Raw genomic sequence first — 18,096 nt, 5'->3', positions numbered from 1 at the left:
GGAGGTGTGGAATTGAATAAATTTGTTGTGATTGACTTAGAAACAACCGGGCATTCGCCTGATAATGACGATAAAATCATCGAAATCGGTATGGTAATCATTAAAAATGATGAAATTATCGATAAAAGAGATACCTTTTTAAATCCAAACAAACAAATTCCTCCATTTATAACCAATCTGACGAATATAACAAATGATGATGTTAAAGACGCACCGTACTTTAACGAAAAAGCGGACAAAATAATGGAGTTATTTGAGGATAGTTATCTAATTGCCCATAACGTTCCTTTTGACATGGGTTTTTTAAATACTGAATTAGTGAACAGTGGGAGGAAACCCTTAAGGAATCCTGTTATTGACACGGTCGAATTATCTCGGATTCTTTATCCGAAAGCACCAAGCTATAAATTATCGCAGATTACGGATTATCTTGATATATATCACGATGACCCGCACCGGGCGTTATCTGATGCTTATGTCACGGCTAGGTTGTTCTTGAAATTAAAAGAGAAATTGTTTAGTCTTCCGTATGAAACGCTCGCTAATCTGGCGAAATTGGAACCAATGTTTAAATCAAACCTTGCTGTTTTACTGGATGAAGCGATGGAGCAGAATAGTTTTGAATTTGCCAATGAAGCGAAGTTTACTACATATAATGGACTCGCATTTAAAATGACAGAGAAGATGACCCAAGAAGAAACGATATTAACAACTTCTTTTGGAGACTATCTAGATCATATTTATGAGGATAACGGTACACTGGAAAAACAATTTGAAAAGTATGAGAAGAGAAGTGGTCAGCGAGAAATGTCCGAAACGGTGTATGATGCTTTCTGTAGTGGAGAACATGCATTAATTGAAGCGGAAACCGGTACAGGTAAATCCCTTGCTTATTTGCTTCCAGCTGTATATGAGGCCGTGAAACAAAACAAACGCATCATCATTAGCACACATACTACACAATTACAGACCCAGCTCCTTGACGAAGAGATTCCTTTAGTACACAAAACTGTGGATTTTCCATTTGAAGCAGCACTGTTAAAAGGTAGAAACCATTATTTAAGTTTGGAACGTTTTGCCTATGAACTAACCCATCTGGAACGCGATAATTATGATATTACGCTAACGAAGGCAATCTTACTCGTCTGGCTTACGGAAACCTTGACCGGTGATATTGATGAAATTCAAATCCCAACGAGTGGCTATACATTTTTTCAAAGGGTTTCAGCGGATGCGGAAAGGAAGCTCGATGTCACATCTCCTTGGTTCCGATATTCGTTTTACACGCGCGCAAGACGGAGAGCCCAACGAGCTGATTTAATTATAACGAATCATGCCCTGTTATGTACGGATATGTTTAACGATTATCAATTTCTTCCTGCTTACGACAAATTGATTATCGATGAAGCCCATCATTTGGAAGATACTGCAGCCTATCATTACGGATTAAAGCTGGACAATATAACGATGCATTATATGCTTAATCAAATTGGCCGTTCGGAGGATACGAAATTTTTCAATTATATAATTGGCAAATACGATAGTATAGAGGATAACTTTTCGGTCGATAAATGGGATGAATTAATTGCAAATACGAAAAATGAAATTGATGATCTCTTTCAATATTTACATGCTTACGTGACGAAACAGCGTAAAAAAGATAAATCATTAAGTGATGTTGGCAGAATCCAGTTCAGATTCAGTAAAGAGGAAGTGAATTCTTCTAATTGGGAAACCATAACAGAAATGGTGAATCGCCTTATTTTTTATTACCGTGATCTCATTCATTTTCTATCCCTCATGGATAAGAGCCTTGACGATACGGAAGATTATGTGAAGAACGACAGGCAGGAACTTATTCAAGTCATCGAGAACTTACAAGATCATATTGATCATTTGGAATTGCTCTTTTTAATGGATCAGCATATTAATCATGTGCAATGGCTCGAAATGGACACGAAGGGGTATCAACAGGCCGTTTATTTATATAGTGAACCGACTACCGTCTCAACGTTGCTTGGCGAGGAATTATTCGCGAAGAAAGACAGCGTCATTTTAACTAGTGCTACGCTGACGATGAAGAATTCATTCCATTTTATTGAAAAAAGACTAGGTCTTCGGGAAGAGCGGCTGATTACAAAACAAATCCGTTCACCATTCTCATTTAAAGACCAGGTACAATTGCTGATTCCAAATGATTTCCCGGATATTAAATATGGAAATATGGATGATTATATCTATGCGACGAGTGAAGCAATTCTTTCTCTGGCAGAAGTGACGGAAGGAAGAATGCTTGTACTTTTTACTTCTTATGATATGTTAAGGAAGTCCTATAAACTCTTGAAAGAAATAATGACAGATGACAAATATATGCTTATCGGCCAAGGGGTTACGAGCGGAAGCAGAACAAGATTGAAGAAGAATTTCCAAAGCTTTGAGCGTTCGATCTTACTCGGTACAAGCTCCTTCTGGGAGGGTGTTGATATTCCTGGTGGGGATTTATCCTGTCTGATGATTGTCCGACTTCCTTTCCAGCCACCGGCACATCCGGTTTATGAAGCAAAATCGCAGGAATTGAAGGAAGCAGGAAAAAATCCATTTATGGAATTATCTTTACCAAACGCTGTTATTAAATTCAAACAAGGATTTGGACGTCTTATCCGTTCGTCTAGTGATAGAGGGATTGTTTTCATTTGTGACTCAAGAATTGTGACAGCACGCTATGGAAGATATTTCACAGACTCCATACCAGAGGTACCAATACTAAATGACTCCACCCAATCCTTAATTGAACAAGCAAGAGCATGGTTTTAAAAAAAGCTACTGTAATAAATACAGTAGCAAACGAATGGTATGAGGAGAAAAATTTTGCAACGTGCTCCCGTCCAGTTTTTTGGGAGGAATAATAATGGCACGAGAGCCGTTACTACTCTTAGTATAAGCCACTGGATTTGTTCTATGGCTAGCAATTTTTTATAAACACAGGGAAGAATTAGTGAACCTGTCTGAAGAGGTGTGAAAAAATGACTGAAACAAGACGAAAATGGTTGATTTTTAGCATGATTATCTTTCTCCTTCTGTTTATTTCTATGCTTATTTATGGTATCTTTTTATACATGGATTTAAACTCCGAACGTACCAACGGCCATGAAGATACAAAACGGGAATTGTTAAATCAAACAGGAATTACGGAGATATCAAAAATCGAAAACTTTAATGGGGAAGCTGCTTATCATGTCGTTTACGGAAAAAATGAAGAAGGCAAGGGTAAAATTATTTTTTACCCACTGGAAGGAAATGAGAAAACATTGACGACAGTCGATTCAACCGAGGTTCTGTCACCATCTTCCATGATCGATATGTGGCAGTCTGACTGCAGTGCTTGTCAATTAGTGAAAATAACGCCAGCTTTGCTGGATGATGAAATACTATGGGAACTCGTCTATTATGATGAGTTTGACCGATATGTATTCGATTATCGCTCAATCTATGATGGATCCCAGTATGAAGATATCCGTTATTTAAGACAGTTCAATTAGGAGGAAAGAACAGATGGAATTAGCGAACAGAGTAAAAACAATAACTCCCTCATCGACACTGGCCATTACTGCTAAAGCGAACGAATTGAAAAGCCAAGGTCATGATATCATTGGATTAGGAGCCGGAGAGCCAGATTTTAATACACCAGAACCGATTATTGAGGCGGCTATTCGAGCAATGCAAGCAGGCCTTACAAAATATACACCGACTGGTGGGATCTCCGAGCTAATTGAAGCAATCCAAAAGAAAATGGAGAGGGATCATCAACTCAACTTCGCAAAAGATGAAATCATTGTCACAATGGGAGCAAAGCATGCACTTTATGCACTGTTCCAAGTGCTTTTAAATAAAGGCGATGAAGTACTTATCCCTGCCCCTTTTTGGGTAAGTTATCCAGAACAAGTGAAACTAGCAGAGGGAGTACCTGTATTTATTCCTACGAAGGCAGAACATGATTTCAAGGTACAACTAGAAGAATTGGAAAGAGCTATTACAAGCAACACAAAAGCAATTATTATCAATTCACCAAGCAACCCAACGGGAATGATGTATTCAAAAGAAGAACTTGAAGCGATTGGCGAAATTTGTCTCAAGCATAATATCCTTATCGTTTCAGACGAAATTTATGAAAAGCTTATTTATTCTGATGAAGAACATGTATCCATCGCTTCCATCAGTCAAGAGCTAAAGAAACAAACGGTAGTTATTAATGGCGTTTCAAAAACATATGCAATGACAGGCTGGAGAATTGGTTATGCAGCTGGAGAGAAAGAGCTTATAAAAGCAATGAATAATGTTTCCTCTCATTCGACGTCCAACCCTGTTTCTATTGCTCAGTACGCATCTGTTGCCGCACTTTCCATGGACGAAAGCGAAGTTCGGAAAATGAGAGATATATTTGCGGAACGCTTGGATGTCTTTTACAACTTAATCAGTGAAATCCCAGGCATCAAATGTGAAAAACCAAAAGGAGCATTCTATTTATTCCCGGATGTAACAGAAGCCGTGCGGAAAAATGGCTTTGACACGGTTGATGAATGGGTAACAGCTATAATAGAAGAAGAAAAAGTCGCCATGGTGCCAGGTACTGGATTTGGCGCACCAGAAAATGTGAGACTATCCTATTGTTTATCATTAGACGACTTAAAAGAAGCGGCAAAACGGATTAAACGTTTTGTCGAAACTCATTAAAGATCGATTTATGGAGGTATAAAGATGAAGATTACGATTTCTCAAGCACCTGATTATAATGAAAAAGAAGTAACAATAGGAGCTTGGCTTGCAAATAAACGTTCCAGTGGGAAGATTGCCTTCCTGCAATTACGTGACGGAACCGGTTTTATGCAAGCAGTTGTAGCAAAAAATGATATAGAGGAAGAAGTTTTCCAAACAGCGAAAAATCTAACACAGGAAACATCGATTTATATTACAGGAAAAATTGTGGAAGATAAACGTTCTGCTTTCGGTTATGAAATGCATGTAACCAATCTTGAAGTGATCCATGAAGCAGAAGATTATCCAATTACGCCGAAAGAGCATGGAACCGAATTTCTAATGGACCATCGCCATTTATGGTTACGTTCGAAAAAGCAGCATGCAATCATGAAAGTTCGTAATGAAATCATTCGGGCAACGTATGAATTTTTCAATAATCAAGGATTTGTTAAAGTCGATCCACCAATTCTGACAGCATCTTCAGCTGAAGGGACAACTGAATTATTCCATACGAAATACTTTGATGAAGAAGCTTATTTATCCCAGAGTGGACAGCTTTATATGGAAGCAGCCGCGATGGCGCTAGGAAAGGTATTCTCATTCGGACCGACATTCCGTGCTGAAAAGTCTAAAACCCGAAGACATTTGATTGAATTCTGGATGATTGAACCAGAAATGGCATTTATCGAACATGAAGAGAGCCTCGTTATACAAGAAAATTATGTCATGTTCCTTATTCAATCTGTATTGAAGAACTGTAAACTAGAGTTAGACGTGTTAGAGAGGGATATATCCAAACTTGAGAAGATACAAGCGCCATTCCCAAGAATCACATATGATGAAGCTATTGAATTGTTGAAAGAAAAAGGATTCGATGATATTGAATGGGGAGACGACTTCGGTGCCCCACATGAAACAGCAATTGCCGATAGCTTCGATAACCCTGTTTTTATCGTGAACTATCCGAAAGACATTAAAGCATTTTATATGCAGCCGCATCCGGATCGGGATGATGTAGTTCTATGTGCTGATTTAATCGCGCCAGAAGGATACGGAGAAGTGATTGGCGGCTCAGAACGCATTCATGATTACGACTTGATGAAACAGCGCTATGAGGAACACGGATTAACCGGTCCAGCCTATGAGTGGTATTTGGAACTGCGGAAATATGGAAGCATTCCACACTCTGGATTCGGTCTCGGTCTTGAACGTACTGTAGCATGGCTTACGGGTGTCGAACATATTCGCGAAACGATTCCATTCCCGCGTCTGTTGAATAGATTGCATCCATAAATAAATGTGATTATAAATCCCTTGCAGCTTAAAGCAAGGGATTTATAATTGATTAACTTAACCTAAACTACTGATTTCATACAGCGTAAGTGCAACTCTTACCTGGAGGTTCGCAGTCCAGACACCTCTCGCTTTCCGCAGGCGGCTGGTGAGCCTCCTCGGGCTGTCGCCCTGTGGGGTCTCACCTATGCCTTTCCTCCTGCAGGAGTCTCGAGGTGTCTGGACTGCTCCGAGGGTAAACCTAATTTGGAACACTATTTTTCATTTAGAAATAAATAGCTCATTACAATGCGATAGTTTCCATTAATAATAACGTTCTCTACTAGTTCAGTTGCCCGGCGGACGGTGACTCCTACGGGAAAAGCACGTGTCCAGACCTGAGCAGGAAGCGGTTTTCTTCCGAGGAGGCTGAGGCCGTGCCCGTGGAAAGCATCCGTCCGCCGGGAAACTGAACGGTAATCAGAACGCAAAAAAAACTGAAAGAGCAAGACACTTACGCTGTATGAAAGCAATAAGAAGATATGTTAAGCTTTAAAAAAAGAAGCAAAAAGAATACTTGGTTGTTTAAGTCTGCGAAGTTGAGTAATCAAGAATCGGAATTCGCATGTTTACTTGGCAGAAGGATAAGTATAAATCTTTTCTTACTGCATAAGTGAAACTGAGGTTGTCACCGAAATGCTTGGTGACAACTAAGTTTTCTAATAAGGAGGTACCTAACATGTTTGAAACAAATCCACTGGAAGAAATATTACACGATCAATTACATATCCCCGGCAGATTGCTGACAAACTACACGAAGCTTGGTTTAAATGAAACCGAGCTTGTGCTTGTTCTACAACTTATTTATTTTTTCAAAGAGAAGAACAATTTCCCAACCCCCGCTGAACTGGCTGAACCATTGACAATTAGTGAGAAACATTGCTCCGACATTTTAATGAAGCTTATTCAAAAGGATTTATTAACGATTGAGCCAAGGGAAAATGAGCAAGGTCAAATTTCAGAAGCCTACTCTGTCCAGCCGTTACTCGAAAAACTTTATAGTGAAGAAAAAGAACAAGAAGAAAACACGACAGGGACGATTTTTATTTTGTTTGAACAGGAGTTCGGTCGGCCGATTTCTCCATTTGAAATCGAAATGATTAATACGTGGTTGGATGAAGACAAGATCAGCCCGGCGCTAATTAAGGCAGGGCTTAGAGAATCAGTACTTATGGGTAAATTAAACTTTAAATATATTGACCGTATCTTGCGAGAATGGAAGAAGAAGGGAATCCATTCCGTCGAGCAAGCAAGAAATACAAGCAGGAAGTTTCACAGTCATCAGCAAGTAAATCAGCAGCAACCTGCGCAAACGGCAAAAAGAGACACATCAATCTACTATAACTGGCTGGAAGGGGAAGACTAGTTAGATGCTGAATTTAAAAGAGATTAGACATGTATTAGATACGATTGCAGAAATGTTCCCTGATGCGGAGGGCGAGCTCGTCCATTCAAATCCATTTGAATTATTGATTGCTGTTGTGTTATCCGCACAATGCACGGATAAACTAGTGAATAAAGTTACGGCAGACTTATTTAAGAAATATAAAACACCTGAAGATTATATCGCGGTACCACTGGAAGAACTTCAGCAGGATATTCGTTCAATCGGGCTTTACCGTACAAAAGCAAAGAACATCCAAAAACTTTGCCACGTTTTGATCGATAAACATGGAGGGAAGGTTCCTGAAACAAAGGAAGAGCTCATGAAGCTGGCAGGGGTCGGCAGAAAGACAGCGAATGTCGTTGCTTCCATCGCTTTTAATGAGCCGGCGATCGCGGTTGATACTCATGTGGAACGGGTGTCCAAGCGATTAGGGATATGCCGCTGGAAGGATTCTGTACTGGAAGTAGAAGAGACCTTGATGCGGAAAATACCGCGGGAAGAATGGTCAGAGACGCATCACCGATTAATCTTTTTTGGAAGGTACCACTGTAAAGCGAGAAATCCAAATTGTCCGGAATGCCCACTTCTTGATCTTTGTCGAGAAGGGAAAAAACGGATGCGAAAGCTTGAAATAGAGAGCAAAAAATAAAGGAAAGCTTATCTGTATAGCGACAGATAAGCTTTCCTTTTTTCCTTCTTTGCTTTCTTGTTATTCGTCGGATGGTTCTTCCTCATCGGGAGTTTCATCCTCTTCAGGTGGTGCTTCTTCACCATCATCCTCATCTTCTTCTGGTTCTGGTGCCTCTTCTACTGGTTCTTCCTCTGGTTCTTCTGGCTCTTCTGCTTGTGGTATGCTGACAGATGTTGATTGACTATCGCCGCGTACGTCACCTTCTTGCCCAATTGGAGTTACACTGATTGAATAGGTTTCTCCAGGGGAGAATGTACCACTTATCTCAATACCTTGAGACTGTACGGTTTGCGTTTGTCCACCGTTGACAGTAACTTCAAAAGCAGCGGGAGGACCATCATAATTCCATGAAACATCGATTATTCCTTGGTCTTCCATGTACGTTGCGCTTAGACCAGAGACTGGAGGTATATTTTCTTCTTCCTCTTCCTCCTCATCTCCACCTGGTACCGTAATCGATGTGGATGCAGGCTCACTTGTTATGGAATTATTTTCGTTGCTAATCGCTACGACTTGTATCGTGTATTTTGCCCCAGCTTCTACTTCCGATATATCTAAGGACATATCCTCTGTTGTCGCTAATTCCTGTATGGAGCCACCATCAACACTTGCACTCACTGCAAAGGAGACATCACTATCCGTGTCATAATCCCATTCCACGTGGATTGAATGATCATCTTCATTATAGGTTGCATTCAGTCCGCTAACTGCATCAAGCTGATCAAATTTTTCCGATGTTGTTGTCGGTTCAGACCCCCGAACGAATAGCTCGGTAACCTTTTGAGCGGCAGGTGTGTGATCACTTGCGAGCTCTGGTGGATTTGTTCCACGTTCGATCGCTAATTTCACAACAGAATCTGGTTGTTGGAAATCGGCTGTATCAATACCTTCCGACACATGGAGCATCGTTTCCCGGAACATTTGCTGGGCGATCGTCCAATCCACCGAATCTGGAAGTCCTACTCGTTTTCCATCTACAATATTCTCACCAACCCAAGTAGATACAGTGTAGTTGGTCGTATATCCTACAAACCAGCGGTCTCCCGCTGAACCGTCATCGACGTTCGTTGTTCCTGTCTTACCAGCCACCGGTAAACCGCCCATGCTACCAGACGCCCATGTTCCGTCCGTAAAGACAGTTTTCAGCATATCCGTGATCATGTAAGCCGTGTAGTCTTCAATAGCTGGTTCTGAATCCGGCCGAAGCTCAACCGTGCTTCCGTCTGGGAATTCAACTGATTCTACAGCATATGGTTCTGTATAAACTCCTCCGTTACCAAACACACTGAAGGCACTTGCCATTTCCAGCGGCGTAACAGTTAAACTACCACCGCCGATAGCATCGGAAGCATAAAGGTCATCTGGCATATCCAGTCCAAGCTGCTCACCAAAACTCTTCGCCCGGTCTGCACCTACTTCTTCAAAAAGTTTCACCGCAGGAACATTCAGGGATTGACTTAATGCTGTCCGAGCGCTAACCCAACCAGAGTAAGTACGGGTGATATTGTTAATCGGTTTTTCCATTCCCGGTCCTTGGTATGGCGCATCGTCATTGATTTGGTGATACGTAGAAATCTTTTCATACTCTATTGCCGGTCCGTAAGACATGATTGGTTTAATCGTGGAACCAGGTTGCAAATTAGGCCTTTTATCTATCGCATAGTTCAATTCTTGACTGCCCGTACTATTACGACGTCCGCCAATTGCTTGTATAGCACCTGTTTTCGTATCGGTAACAACAATCGCACCTTGTACATTATCACTACCATAATTCAGCGGGTTAGCTTCCGTATCTGTTAATAGAAGTTCAACCCGTTCCTGGGCATTTGTATCAAGCGTTGTATTGATTTTTAAACCATCTGTATAAATATTGATGCCTTCTAATTTCTCACTGATTTCATCGGCCACTTTATCGATAAACGCACCGTATTTCGTAGAGCTTTCCTCAGGTTCTGCGAGCATTGCGACAATATCAACTTCACGTGCCTCGTCTGCTTCTTCTTCTGTGACCTTGCCATGGCGTACCATTAGATCAAGCACCGTATTCATCCGGTAAGCTGTAAGCTCTGGATCACGGAATGGGTTATATGCAGTAGGCCGCTGTGGTAATCCAGCTAAAATCGCCGCTTGTGCCAAGGTTAGATCATTTAAATCCTCCACACCGAAATAGGATTTCGCTGCTGCTACAACGCCATACGAATTATTTCCGTAGAAAATTTTATTTAAATACATTTCTAAAATTTCTTCTTTAGAATATTTTCTTTCAAGTTGCAGTGCGAGCCACTGTTCCTGCACCTTTAATTTAATTTGCTTTTCATTGGATAAGAAAAAGTTCTCTACTACCTGATGGGTAATTGTACTTGCACCTTGCGAGCCGAACCCATCCGTAATGTTAGCGACAATAGCGCCGCCCAGTCTTCGTAAATCAATTCCCTTATGTTCAAAGAAACGAGCATCTTCTGTAGCAACTACAGCGTCAATTAGTACTTGAGGTAAATCTTCATATTTGACCTGTTCCCGATTCTCTAATTCCAACGTGGTAAAGGGTTCCCCGTATTTATCATTTAATGTAGAAGATAGGGGAACATTCAATTTGTCAGGATCGAGATCCGGTGCAGTAGCTATCCAATATATCCCAACTGCTCCACCGACAATTCCCGCTGCCAATCCAATAAAGAGAATCGTAAAGAGAATTGTCTTCCATATGGGTCGTTTTCCCGATGTTTTCTTTTTCGTTGTTTTCTTATTTCTTCTTGCCGATCGCGACATCTTATCTGTCATAAGTAAAACCTCCATCATTTGAACTATTATTTTGTGAAATAAAGCTTGTCAATCACAGACAAATAGTCCACTCTTGCTTGAAATTTTAAAGGGATGAGATGAGCTTCATCTCGGATTGTTTCATAAGAAATTGATTTTTTCCCTCTTTTAAATAGATCGTACCAAAAGGGCAGAAGTTTCTCTGTTTCAAGTAAATATGTTTCATTATAGCTTGAAAAGCGGATAATAATAAAACTTATTCCCCCGTGATTAATGATCTGCTCCATATGAGCAATTTGATGTTCATGAATATTAGCTAATGGAAATCGTGTTTTATTCTTTGTTTCTTTTGCTTCGAAATCAATATATTTGCCACGATACAATCCATTATAATCTGTCGTGGATGCCTGTTTATAATAAGCTTCTGTTATGACAGCTGCACTTCGCTGTGGATAATGCACCCGTACGACTTGAACAGGGGTTGGTTTTTTATGCACAACAGCCTGATTATGTGCAAGATAATATTCATTTGTCGTGTTTATGTCTTCCTCCAGCGACATTCCCCGATTACTATATTTATGATTTTTTATCTCTCTATTTACCCTTTGCAATGGACGCCTTTTCCGCCCATTTGGATAGTTCATTATTTCTCCTCCTACTGACTAAACCGATAATCCTCCCTCACTACATTAAACGTCTGGAAGTAACCGTACATATTCATTATATAACAAAAATGATAAAGAGACATATTTAGGAGACGTTTTTCGGTAAATATACACAGAAATCATACCATGAAATTGTGAGTTAGAAAAACGGAATTGAAGTGAATATTTTACCACTTTGCTTGAGAAAAACAACTAGTTTTGACTGATTACTTCTAGTTTTGTCGACGGGGCAGGAGACTAAACTTCCTAGCGCGAATGACTAAAGGGAAAGGGAGGAGATACTAATGTCATTTGCATTGCAACAACTATATGTAGCTGACGGAATTAAGAAGCAGGACACAGAAAAACTCTTAATGGAAATAGCAGAGCAACTCGAACAAATAGATGTTATAATAAAGAATAGAACTGATCATGAAATCTGGAAGTTATTTCAAAAGCAACAACAAGAGATGGAAAAAGTTGAAACTACGATCGGAAGTTTATTACAATATAGATAGAAAGAGAATTAGACTTTCATTATTTACACACAAGGTGGTCAGTCATGTTAATGGTTAGAGAACAAACAGCTAAGTTAAGAGAGCATCTCATCCGTCTTAAAGAAAGATTTGAAAATACTGCTCCACCTAAAAATCGCCGGAACAGGGACTTCTTTCAAATGGTAAAGGGAGAGACAGATCCGGTATATGAACTGCTTGAACAATGGGAAGAAGCAACACTAGAAATAGTGAAGCAAAGGAAAGTGAACGTTCACCCGCACCAGGTCGTATCTACAAGAGAGAATATGGAGCTGCTGCTTATGCATAGCTACTTTATAGATGCCCGGCCGAAGCGGTATATGGAACTGTATAAATCTATTCTCTATATCTTTGACCAATTACTTCAGGAATTAGAAAATACTAACAAATAATGGGGGAGAATTATGTATCAACAATCATTAGTTCAACAAGCGATTGATAGTATGGAAAACGCGTATGTGCCATATTCGAAATTTGCAGTGGGAGCGGCAGTACGGACGAAATCAGGGAAAGTTTATACAGGCTGCAATATTGAAAATGCAGCTTACCCGGTCAGTTTATGTGCGGAGCGAGTAGCAATATTCAAAGCAATATCGAATGGGGAAACAGAATTTGAAGAAATGGCTGTTGCAGCAGACACGAACCGTCCCGTACCACCATGCGGTTCTTGCAGACAAGTGATGAGCGAATTTTTCTCGCAAGATATGGAAATCCATCTCACCAATCTAAATCAGGATATTAAGACATTTACGATGGAGAAGTTGTTGCCATTTTCGTTTACTCCGACTGATTTGGACGCTTAATAATAAAATAATATTAATCTAGTAAATCACTTTGTTATTACTATTAAAAAACACACCATAATAAAATTTAACTTGGTGTGTTTTTAGTTACGCATACTTTATTTCATGCAATACATCTTCACTCAATTATTCTTCACCGCCATATATTTTCTTGTACTTTACACTGATTATCACTGAAGCCAAATATATTTCTTATTTTACTCTTCTGCCTGGTTCAATTTTGTGGAAAAGCATTAATATCTATAAGCATTGACCCAACTTGACTACACACCCATTTAATAATAACCTTTAAAAGTCCCCCCAAAACCTCCCCCAAGTGAATTTCATTACTTTTCTCTTCCTTAATTTCGATTTTTTAAAGCAAAATAAATATTCATTCTAAATGCCTATAAGCGTCTTCTCAATATCTCCTGAGTCGCTTTTGCTATAATAGTTTGAACCGTTGTATTTTTAGATGGATTTGTTTTTGAAAATGCTAAATCATTAATAAGATCCTCGTTTAGTGTTATTACTTCACTGTAGTGCTTTTTACCAGAGTGGTATTGAACTGTAACCTGGATTACTCCTTCTCTTTCTCCCTGGAATGCGTTATGAGAAACAACTGTAGAAATAGACTGCCCTGGTGCTATGAATGTGCTAGTTATATTTGGGAAGATGTCCTTCCCTCTAATAGACTCTTTATAAACAGGATCAAAATCAAGTGAATCGATTATAGCCCCCGTTTTTCCAAAGTTTTTGATAATGAAATACTCTTGAACATTTCCTAATACTTGTATATAGTCTCTATACACAACAACATAAGGCCTGTTAGCTTCTTCAATAGATTTCTGGGTTTGCTTTAAAGAAACTATTGAAATTATTACTGCAGTTATTGATGTGATAATACCAACTATCGTAGCTGATAATTGAATTAATTCAGATGTAGTCAACTTTAACCCTCCCTAGTCAATCTAAATAGATTATATCAGTGGATAGGATTTAGTACAGGATTTTGGTTACTTATTGTCGAATGAAACATATTAAGGGAGGGGTTATATGCCATTATCAAAAGGAAGAACTAGAGATGATTATGAACTGGTTGAACTTAAAGGAAAGCACGGTGTGATAAATTTAATGGTTCCAACTGAACCTCCAACACAAGAAGAAATAGATGAAGCCTATAAAGCACTAGCGGAAGTAATAATAGACAACCATAAAAGGAAAAAGAAAAGTAACTTGTAATTTAATTTTTAAGAGTAAATTAAAATGGGGGCTTGCTTGCTTTTCAGCAGCCCCCATAATTTATATAAAAAAACAGCATATGCCCATGATTGTAGTTTTAAATCTCCCCCAAAAGTGCCCCCAAACCTCCCCCAAATAGTTACATTTAGATACATTTGTTTAAAAACCACATAAATATTAAAACCTTAGAAACATTGATACATCCTGACTTCATTCGCTTAAATAATAACCATTGATAAGCGAATGTGTTATGATATATAATGTAATGAATCTATAACCAAACAATATCATATAATTGAAACTGGAAAATCGTAAAATAAGAGGTGATAGAGATGAGTTTCGATCAAATCCAATTAAATGCGAAAGATATTTATGAAAAAGATTTTAAAGCAGAGTTCCGTGGTTACAGCCAAAAGGAAGTAGATGAATTTTTAGATGTTGTCATTCAAGATTATGACGCGTTTCAACAAGAAATCCAGCGATTGCAACAAGAAAATGATCGACTAAAGAAATCTTCTGCGGAACAACAGCATACGAGAACACGAGCTCCGCAACAGAATACACAAGTGAATTATGATGTGTTAAAACGCTTGTCCAATCTTGAAAAAGCAGTTTTTGGCAAGAAAGTCTCCAACTCTGAGGAATAGTTGGTAAGTACTGCCGTGCATTGTCTTTCTGATGATCTTATGCTAAAATAAAGTAAGCAGGTAGTTGAGTACTCATGTAATCGCTGCGTTTGCGCAGAGGAAAGTCCATGCTCACACAGGCTGAGATGCTTGTAGTGTTCGTGCTTGACGAAACGATAAGTCAAGGTAGCCAATTTGGTTAACGGCAGGAGAAATTCCTAAGTCTAACGATAAGGAAGACACTCCTTGAAAGTGCCACAGAGACGGAGCTGGATTGGAAACAATTCAGGTGGAACGAGGTAAACCCCACGAGTGAGCAACCCAAACTTTGGTAGGGGCACTCTTGATTAGGGAATTGAACCGAAAGAGGGACAGACATTTGTCTGTAGATAGATGATTACACCCAATGTACGAGGTTAAAGACCGCCGTTTGCAGTACAGCGGGACAGAACATGGCTTATCGAGTATTCAACGGTCTTCCATAAAAAATGATAAAACCTATTTTAGTTACAAAATGTAGCTGAAATAGGTTTTTTATTTACTTTGATATGGTACACTAAAAATAATCTGTAAATGAAGGGAATTATCATGTATGCAAAAGGTGAAATTACTTGCAACAGCAGCGATGGGACTTGAATCAATTGTCGCAATGGAAGTTAAGCAATTAGGCTATGAAGTAGAAGTAGATAATGGAAAAGTGATCTTTGAAGCTCCTATTTCTGCAATCCCGCGCTGTAATTTATGGTTGCGTACAGCAGACCGTGTGAAAATTATTGTAGGTGAATTTGAAGCCAAAACATTTGATGAATTATTCGAGGGAACGAAGGCATTAAATTGGGAGAATTATATTGCAGAGGATGGACAATTTCCTGTAAGCGGCAAATCCGTTAAATCAACGTTATATAGTGTTCCAGACTGTCAAGCAATCGTGAAGAAAGCAATTGCAGAGCGATTGAAATTGAAATATGGCATGGTCTCTAAAATGCCGGAAACAGGAGCATTATTTAAAGTAGAAATTTCCCTGTTGAATGATGTGGCGACATTAACATTAGACACTTCTGGAGCAGGTCTTCATAAACGCGGTTATCGGGTTGGACAAGGGGAAGCTCCCTTAAAAGAAACACTTGCTGCAGCACTCGTTTTATTAACGAACTGGAAGCCGGATGAGCCGTTTATCGATCCGTTCTGTGGCTCGGGAACCATTCCAATTGAGGCAGCCCTTATCGGACAGAATATCGCACCAGGTTTTAACCGGGAATTTGTTTCAGAAAAATGGTCATGGATTAGAAGCAAGTTTTGGGATGAAGCTTTAATAGAAGCTGAAGATCTTGCCAACTATGATCAGCCTTTAGATATAACAGGTTCTGACATCAGTCATAAGATGATCCAAGCAGCAAGTGAAAACGCAATTGAAGCGGGGCTAAGCGATCTTGTAACATGGAAACAAATGCAAGTAGCAGATCTGTCTATACAGAAGGAAAATGGATATTTGGTAAGTAACCCGCCGTATGGTGAACGGCTAAATGAGCGGGATGAAGTCATTCAGATGTATAATGACCTTGGTCAAGTGATGAGGAACTATCCATCCTGGAGTGTCTATATCATTACAGCATTTGAGGCATTTGAAAAACAATATGGTCAGCAGGCAACGAAGAAGAGGAAGTTATTCAACGGTTTTATCCAAACGAATTATTATCAATATTTTGGTAAAAAAGTAAAGGGGGAATAAATGATGACTAAAAGCAATTTGGAAAAAGATTTTCTGGCATACTTACAAGAAATTGATGCTTATCATGAATTAATTTCACTCGCCCATTGGGATTTACGGACGAAAATACCAAAAAAAGGTGTTGAATCCCGTTCAAAAGCAATTGGAATTCTTTCTGCTAAAGTTCATGAGATGCAGACATCTGATAAAATGAAACAATTCATTGACGAACTAAAGAACAAGACGGATGATGAAGTCATTCAAAAAGCAGTTGAAGAATGTGAATTGGATTATGAACGGAACCATAAGATTCCTCAAGCTGAGTACAAGGAATATGTCACTTTACAAGGACAAGCTGAAGCAGCATGGCAAGAAGCCAGGGAGAAAGCTGATTTCCAATTATTCCAGCCCTATTTGGAAAAGTTAGTGGAATTCAATAAAAGGTTCGCGAATTATTGGGGATACGAAGGCCATATTTATGATGCTCTATTAGACCAATATGAGCCAGGCATGACCGTAAAAACGCTCGATGAAGTATTCCCAGCACTACGTGAATCCTTAACTCAGTTACGGGAAAAAGTGAATAATAGTAAGGCGAATGTTGATTCGTCCATTGTACTTGGTTATTTTCCGAAAGAACAACAACGTAACTTTGCAATTGATGTATTAAAGCAGATGAACTATGACTTTGAAGCGGGAAGATTAGATGATACGATTCATCCGTTTGAAATTACATTAAATCTGCACGATGTTCGGATTACAACGAGATACGACGAAAATGATTTCCGCATGGCAGTGTTTGGAATTATTCACGAAGGTGGTCATGCTTTATACGAGCAAAATATCCATCCACAGTTTGCCCACACACCACTTGCCACTGGAACATCCATGGGCATTCACGAGTCGCAATCATTATTCTGGGAAAACTTGATCGGCAGAAGTGATGGATTTTGGAAGGCGAACTATGAGAAGTTTAAATCCTTCGCCCCGGATTTTTTCAAAGAGTTGGATGTTGATGAATTTTACCGAGCGATCAATGAAGTAAAACCGACATTAATCAGAATTGAAGCAGATGAGCTTACGTATGCACTCCATATTATGGTTCGTTATGAACTGGAGAAAGCGTTGATTAATGGAGAAATCGAAGTGAAAGATCTTCCTGTCTTATGGAATGAGAAAATGGTTGATTATCTTGGTATTGAGCCCGCGAATGATGGAGAAGGGGTGTTACAAGATATCCATTGGTCGAGTGGAGATTTCGGCTATTTCCCGTCTTATGCTTTAGGGTATATGTATGCTGCGCAATTTTACAATACGTTGAATCAGCAGATGGATGTAGATTCAATTGTGCAGTCTGGCGATTTGTCTCCGATTACGAATTGGCTGAAAGAAAATATTCATCAATATGGCAAAATGAAAAAGCCCTTGGAGCTGCTACAGGACATCACCAATGAATCTTTAAACCCGACACATTTAGTTAATTACCTAACAGAAAAATACAGCCGGATATATAATTTCTAATTGCATGGGAAACTATCACGAGCGTTGTATTAAATTGTGAACGAAAAGTCAAGCATAACTCGGAATTATTACTAGAGCTGCAAAAAAGGACAAAGATTCGTTTAATGAATCT

At 39.3% G+C, this 18,096-nt stretch carries 16 protein-coding genes and 1 other RNA gene; 14 read left to right on the top strand and 3 right to left on the bottom strand.

Annotated elements, in window-relative coordinates:
• Positions 1-6: 6 nt before the first annotated feature.
• From dinG to nth, 6 genes are all read left to right on the top strand, one after another.
• Positions 7-2,814: an ATP-dependent DNA helicase DinG gene (gene dinG / locus IEX94_RS07875; protein WP_229782625.1), complete on the top strand. Its 2,808-nt coding sequence runs from the start codon at positions 7-9 to the stop codon at positions 2,812-2,814.
• Positions 2,815-3,023: 209 nt separating this feature from the next.
• Positions 3,024-3,539, top strand: coding sequence for a cell wall elongation regulator TseB-like domain-containing protein (locus IEX94_RS07870; RefSeq protein WP_188856745.1), 516 nt, complete (start codon positions 3,024-3,026; stop codon positions 3,537-3,539).
• A gap of 13 nt (positions 3,540-3,552) precedes the next feature.
• The gene (locus IEX94_RS07865; RefSeq protein WP_188856744.1) at positions 3,553-4,731 is read left to right on the top strand and encodes a pyridoxal phosphate-dependent aminotransferase; all 1,179 of its coding nucleotides are present in this window, start codon (positions 3,553-3,555) and stop codon (positions 4,729-4,731) included.
• 24 nt (positions 4,732-4,755) lie between these two features.
• Complete coding sequence (asnS, locus tag IEX94_RS07860) at positions 4,756-6,048, top strand: asparagine--tRNA ligase (protein WP_188856743.1); 1,293 nt, start codon at positions 4,756-4,758, stop codon at positions 6,046-6,048.
• A gap of 718 nt (positions 6,049-6,766) precedes the next feature.
• Positions 6,767-7,453 carry a DnaD domain-containing protein gene (locus IEX94_RS07855; RefSeq protein ID WP_156855860.1) on the top strand — a complete coding sequence of 229 codons (687 nt, stop codon included), beginning with the start codon at positions 6,767-6,769 and terminating at the stop codon, positions 7,451-7,453.
• A 4-nt stretch (positions 7,454-7,457) separates the two neighbouring features.
• Positions 7,458-8,123, top strand: coding sequence for an endonuclease III (nth, locus tag IEX94_RS07850; RefSeq protein WP_156855859.1), 666 nt, complete (start codon positions 7,458-7,460; stop codon positions 8,121-8,123).
• A 60-nt stretch (positions 8,124-8,183) separates the two neighbouring features.
• Here nth and IEX94_RS07845 read toward each other — a convergent pair whose 3' ends face one another.
• Both IEX94_RS07845 and recU read right to left on the bottom strand, forming a co-directional pair.
• Positions 8,184-10,946 (bottom strand): PBP1A family penicillin-binding protein, encoded by a 2,763-nt coding sequence (locus IEX94_RS07845; RefSeq protein WP_188856742.1) that lies wholly within the window; start codon positions 10,944-10,946, stop codon positions 8,184-8,186.
• Between the two features lie 26 nt (positions 10,947-10,972).
• The gene (gene recU, locus IEX94_RS07840; protein WP_156855857.1) at positions 10,973-11,569 is read right to left on the bottom strand and encodes a Holliday junction resolvase RecU; all 597 of its coding nucleotides are present in this window, start codon (positions 11,567-11,569) and stop codon (positions 10,973-10,975) included.
• Between the two features lie 305 nt (positions 11,570-11,874).
• Between recU and IEX94_RS07835 the strand changes: the two genes are divergently transcribed.
• From IEX94_RS07835 to cdd, 3 genes are read left to right on the top strand one after another with little or no spacing between them, the layout of a single operon-like run.
• On the top strand, positions 11,875-12,087 hold the full coding sequence (locus IEX94_RS07835) for a hypothetical protein (protein ID WP_156855856.1): 213 nt from the start codon (positions 11,875-11,877) through the stop codon (positions 12,085-12,087).
• A 44-nt stretch (positions 12,088-12,131) separates the two neighbouring features.
• Complete coding sequence (locus tag IEX94_RS07830) at positions 12,132-12,497, top strand: YppE family protein (RefSeq protein ID WP_156855855.1); 366 nt, start codon at positions 12,132-12,134, stop codon at positions 12,495-12,497.
• A gap of 12 nt (positions 12,498-12,509) precedes the next feature.
• Entirely contained in the window at positions 12,510-12,908 is a 399-nt protein-coding gene (gene cdd, locus IEX94_RS07825; RefSeq protein WP_156855854.1) for a cytidine deaminase, read from the top strand.
• Between the two features lie 386 nt (positions 12,909-13,294).
• Here the strand turns inward: cdd and IEX94_RS07820 are convergent, their stop codons facing one another.
• A complete protein-coding gene (locus IEX94_RS07820; protein WP_188856741.1) occupies positions 13,295-13,837 on the bottom strand; it encodes a DUF8453 domain-containing protein in 543 nt (180 codons plus the stop codon).
• A 106-nt stretch (positions 13,838-13,943) separates the two neighbouring features.
• On the opposite strand from IEX94_RS07820, the gene IEX94_RS07815 reads away from it, so the two are divergent.
• From IEX94_RS07815 to IEX94_RS07795, 5 genes are all read left to right on the top strand, one after another.
• Positions 13,944-14,129 (top strand): hypothetical protein, encoded by a 186-nt coding sequence (locus IEX94_RS07815; protein WP_188856740.1) that lies wholly within the window; start codon positions 13,944-13,946, stop codon positions 14,127-14,129.
• Between the two features lie 332 nt (positions 14,130-14,461).
• Positions 14,462-14,776, top strand: a complete 315-nt coding sequence (gpsB, locus tag IEX94_RS07810) for a cell division regulator GpsB (RefSeq protein WP_188856739.1) — start codon at positions 14,462-14,464, stop codon at positions 14,774-14,776.
• A gap of 68 nt (positions 14,777-14,844) precedes the next feature.
• An RNA gene (rnpB, locus tag IEX94_RS07805) (RNase P RNA component class B) lies at positions 14,845-15,220 on the top strand.
• Between the two features lie 127 nt (positions 15,221-15,347).
• Positions 15,348-16,484: a THUMP domain-containing class I SAM-dependent RNA methyltransferase gene (locus tag IEX94_RS07800; protein ID WP_188856738.1), complete on the top strand. Its 1,137-nt coding sequence runs from the start codon at positions 15,348-15,350 to the stop codon at positions 16,482-16,484.
• Positions 16,485-17,984: a carboxypeptidase M32 gene (locus IEX94_RS07795; RefSeq protein ID WP_373290809.1), complete on the top strand. Its 1,500-nt coding sequence runs from the start codon at positions 16,485-16,487 to the stop codon at positions 17,982-17,984. It abuts the gene before it with no gap.
• The last annotated feature ends 112 nt before the right edge of the window (positions 17,985-18,096 follow it).

It is taken from the genome of Oceanobacillus indicireducens, assembly GCF_014647195.1.
Taxonomy (GTDB): Bacteria; Bacillota; Bacilli; order Bacillales; family Amphibacillaceae; genus Oceanobacillus; species Oceanobacillus indicireducens.
The sequence above is the reverse complement of the archived record's forward strand: the minus strand, read 5'-3'. Positions and strand labels throughout refer to the sequence as shown.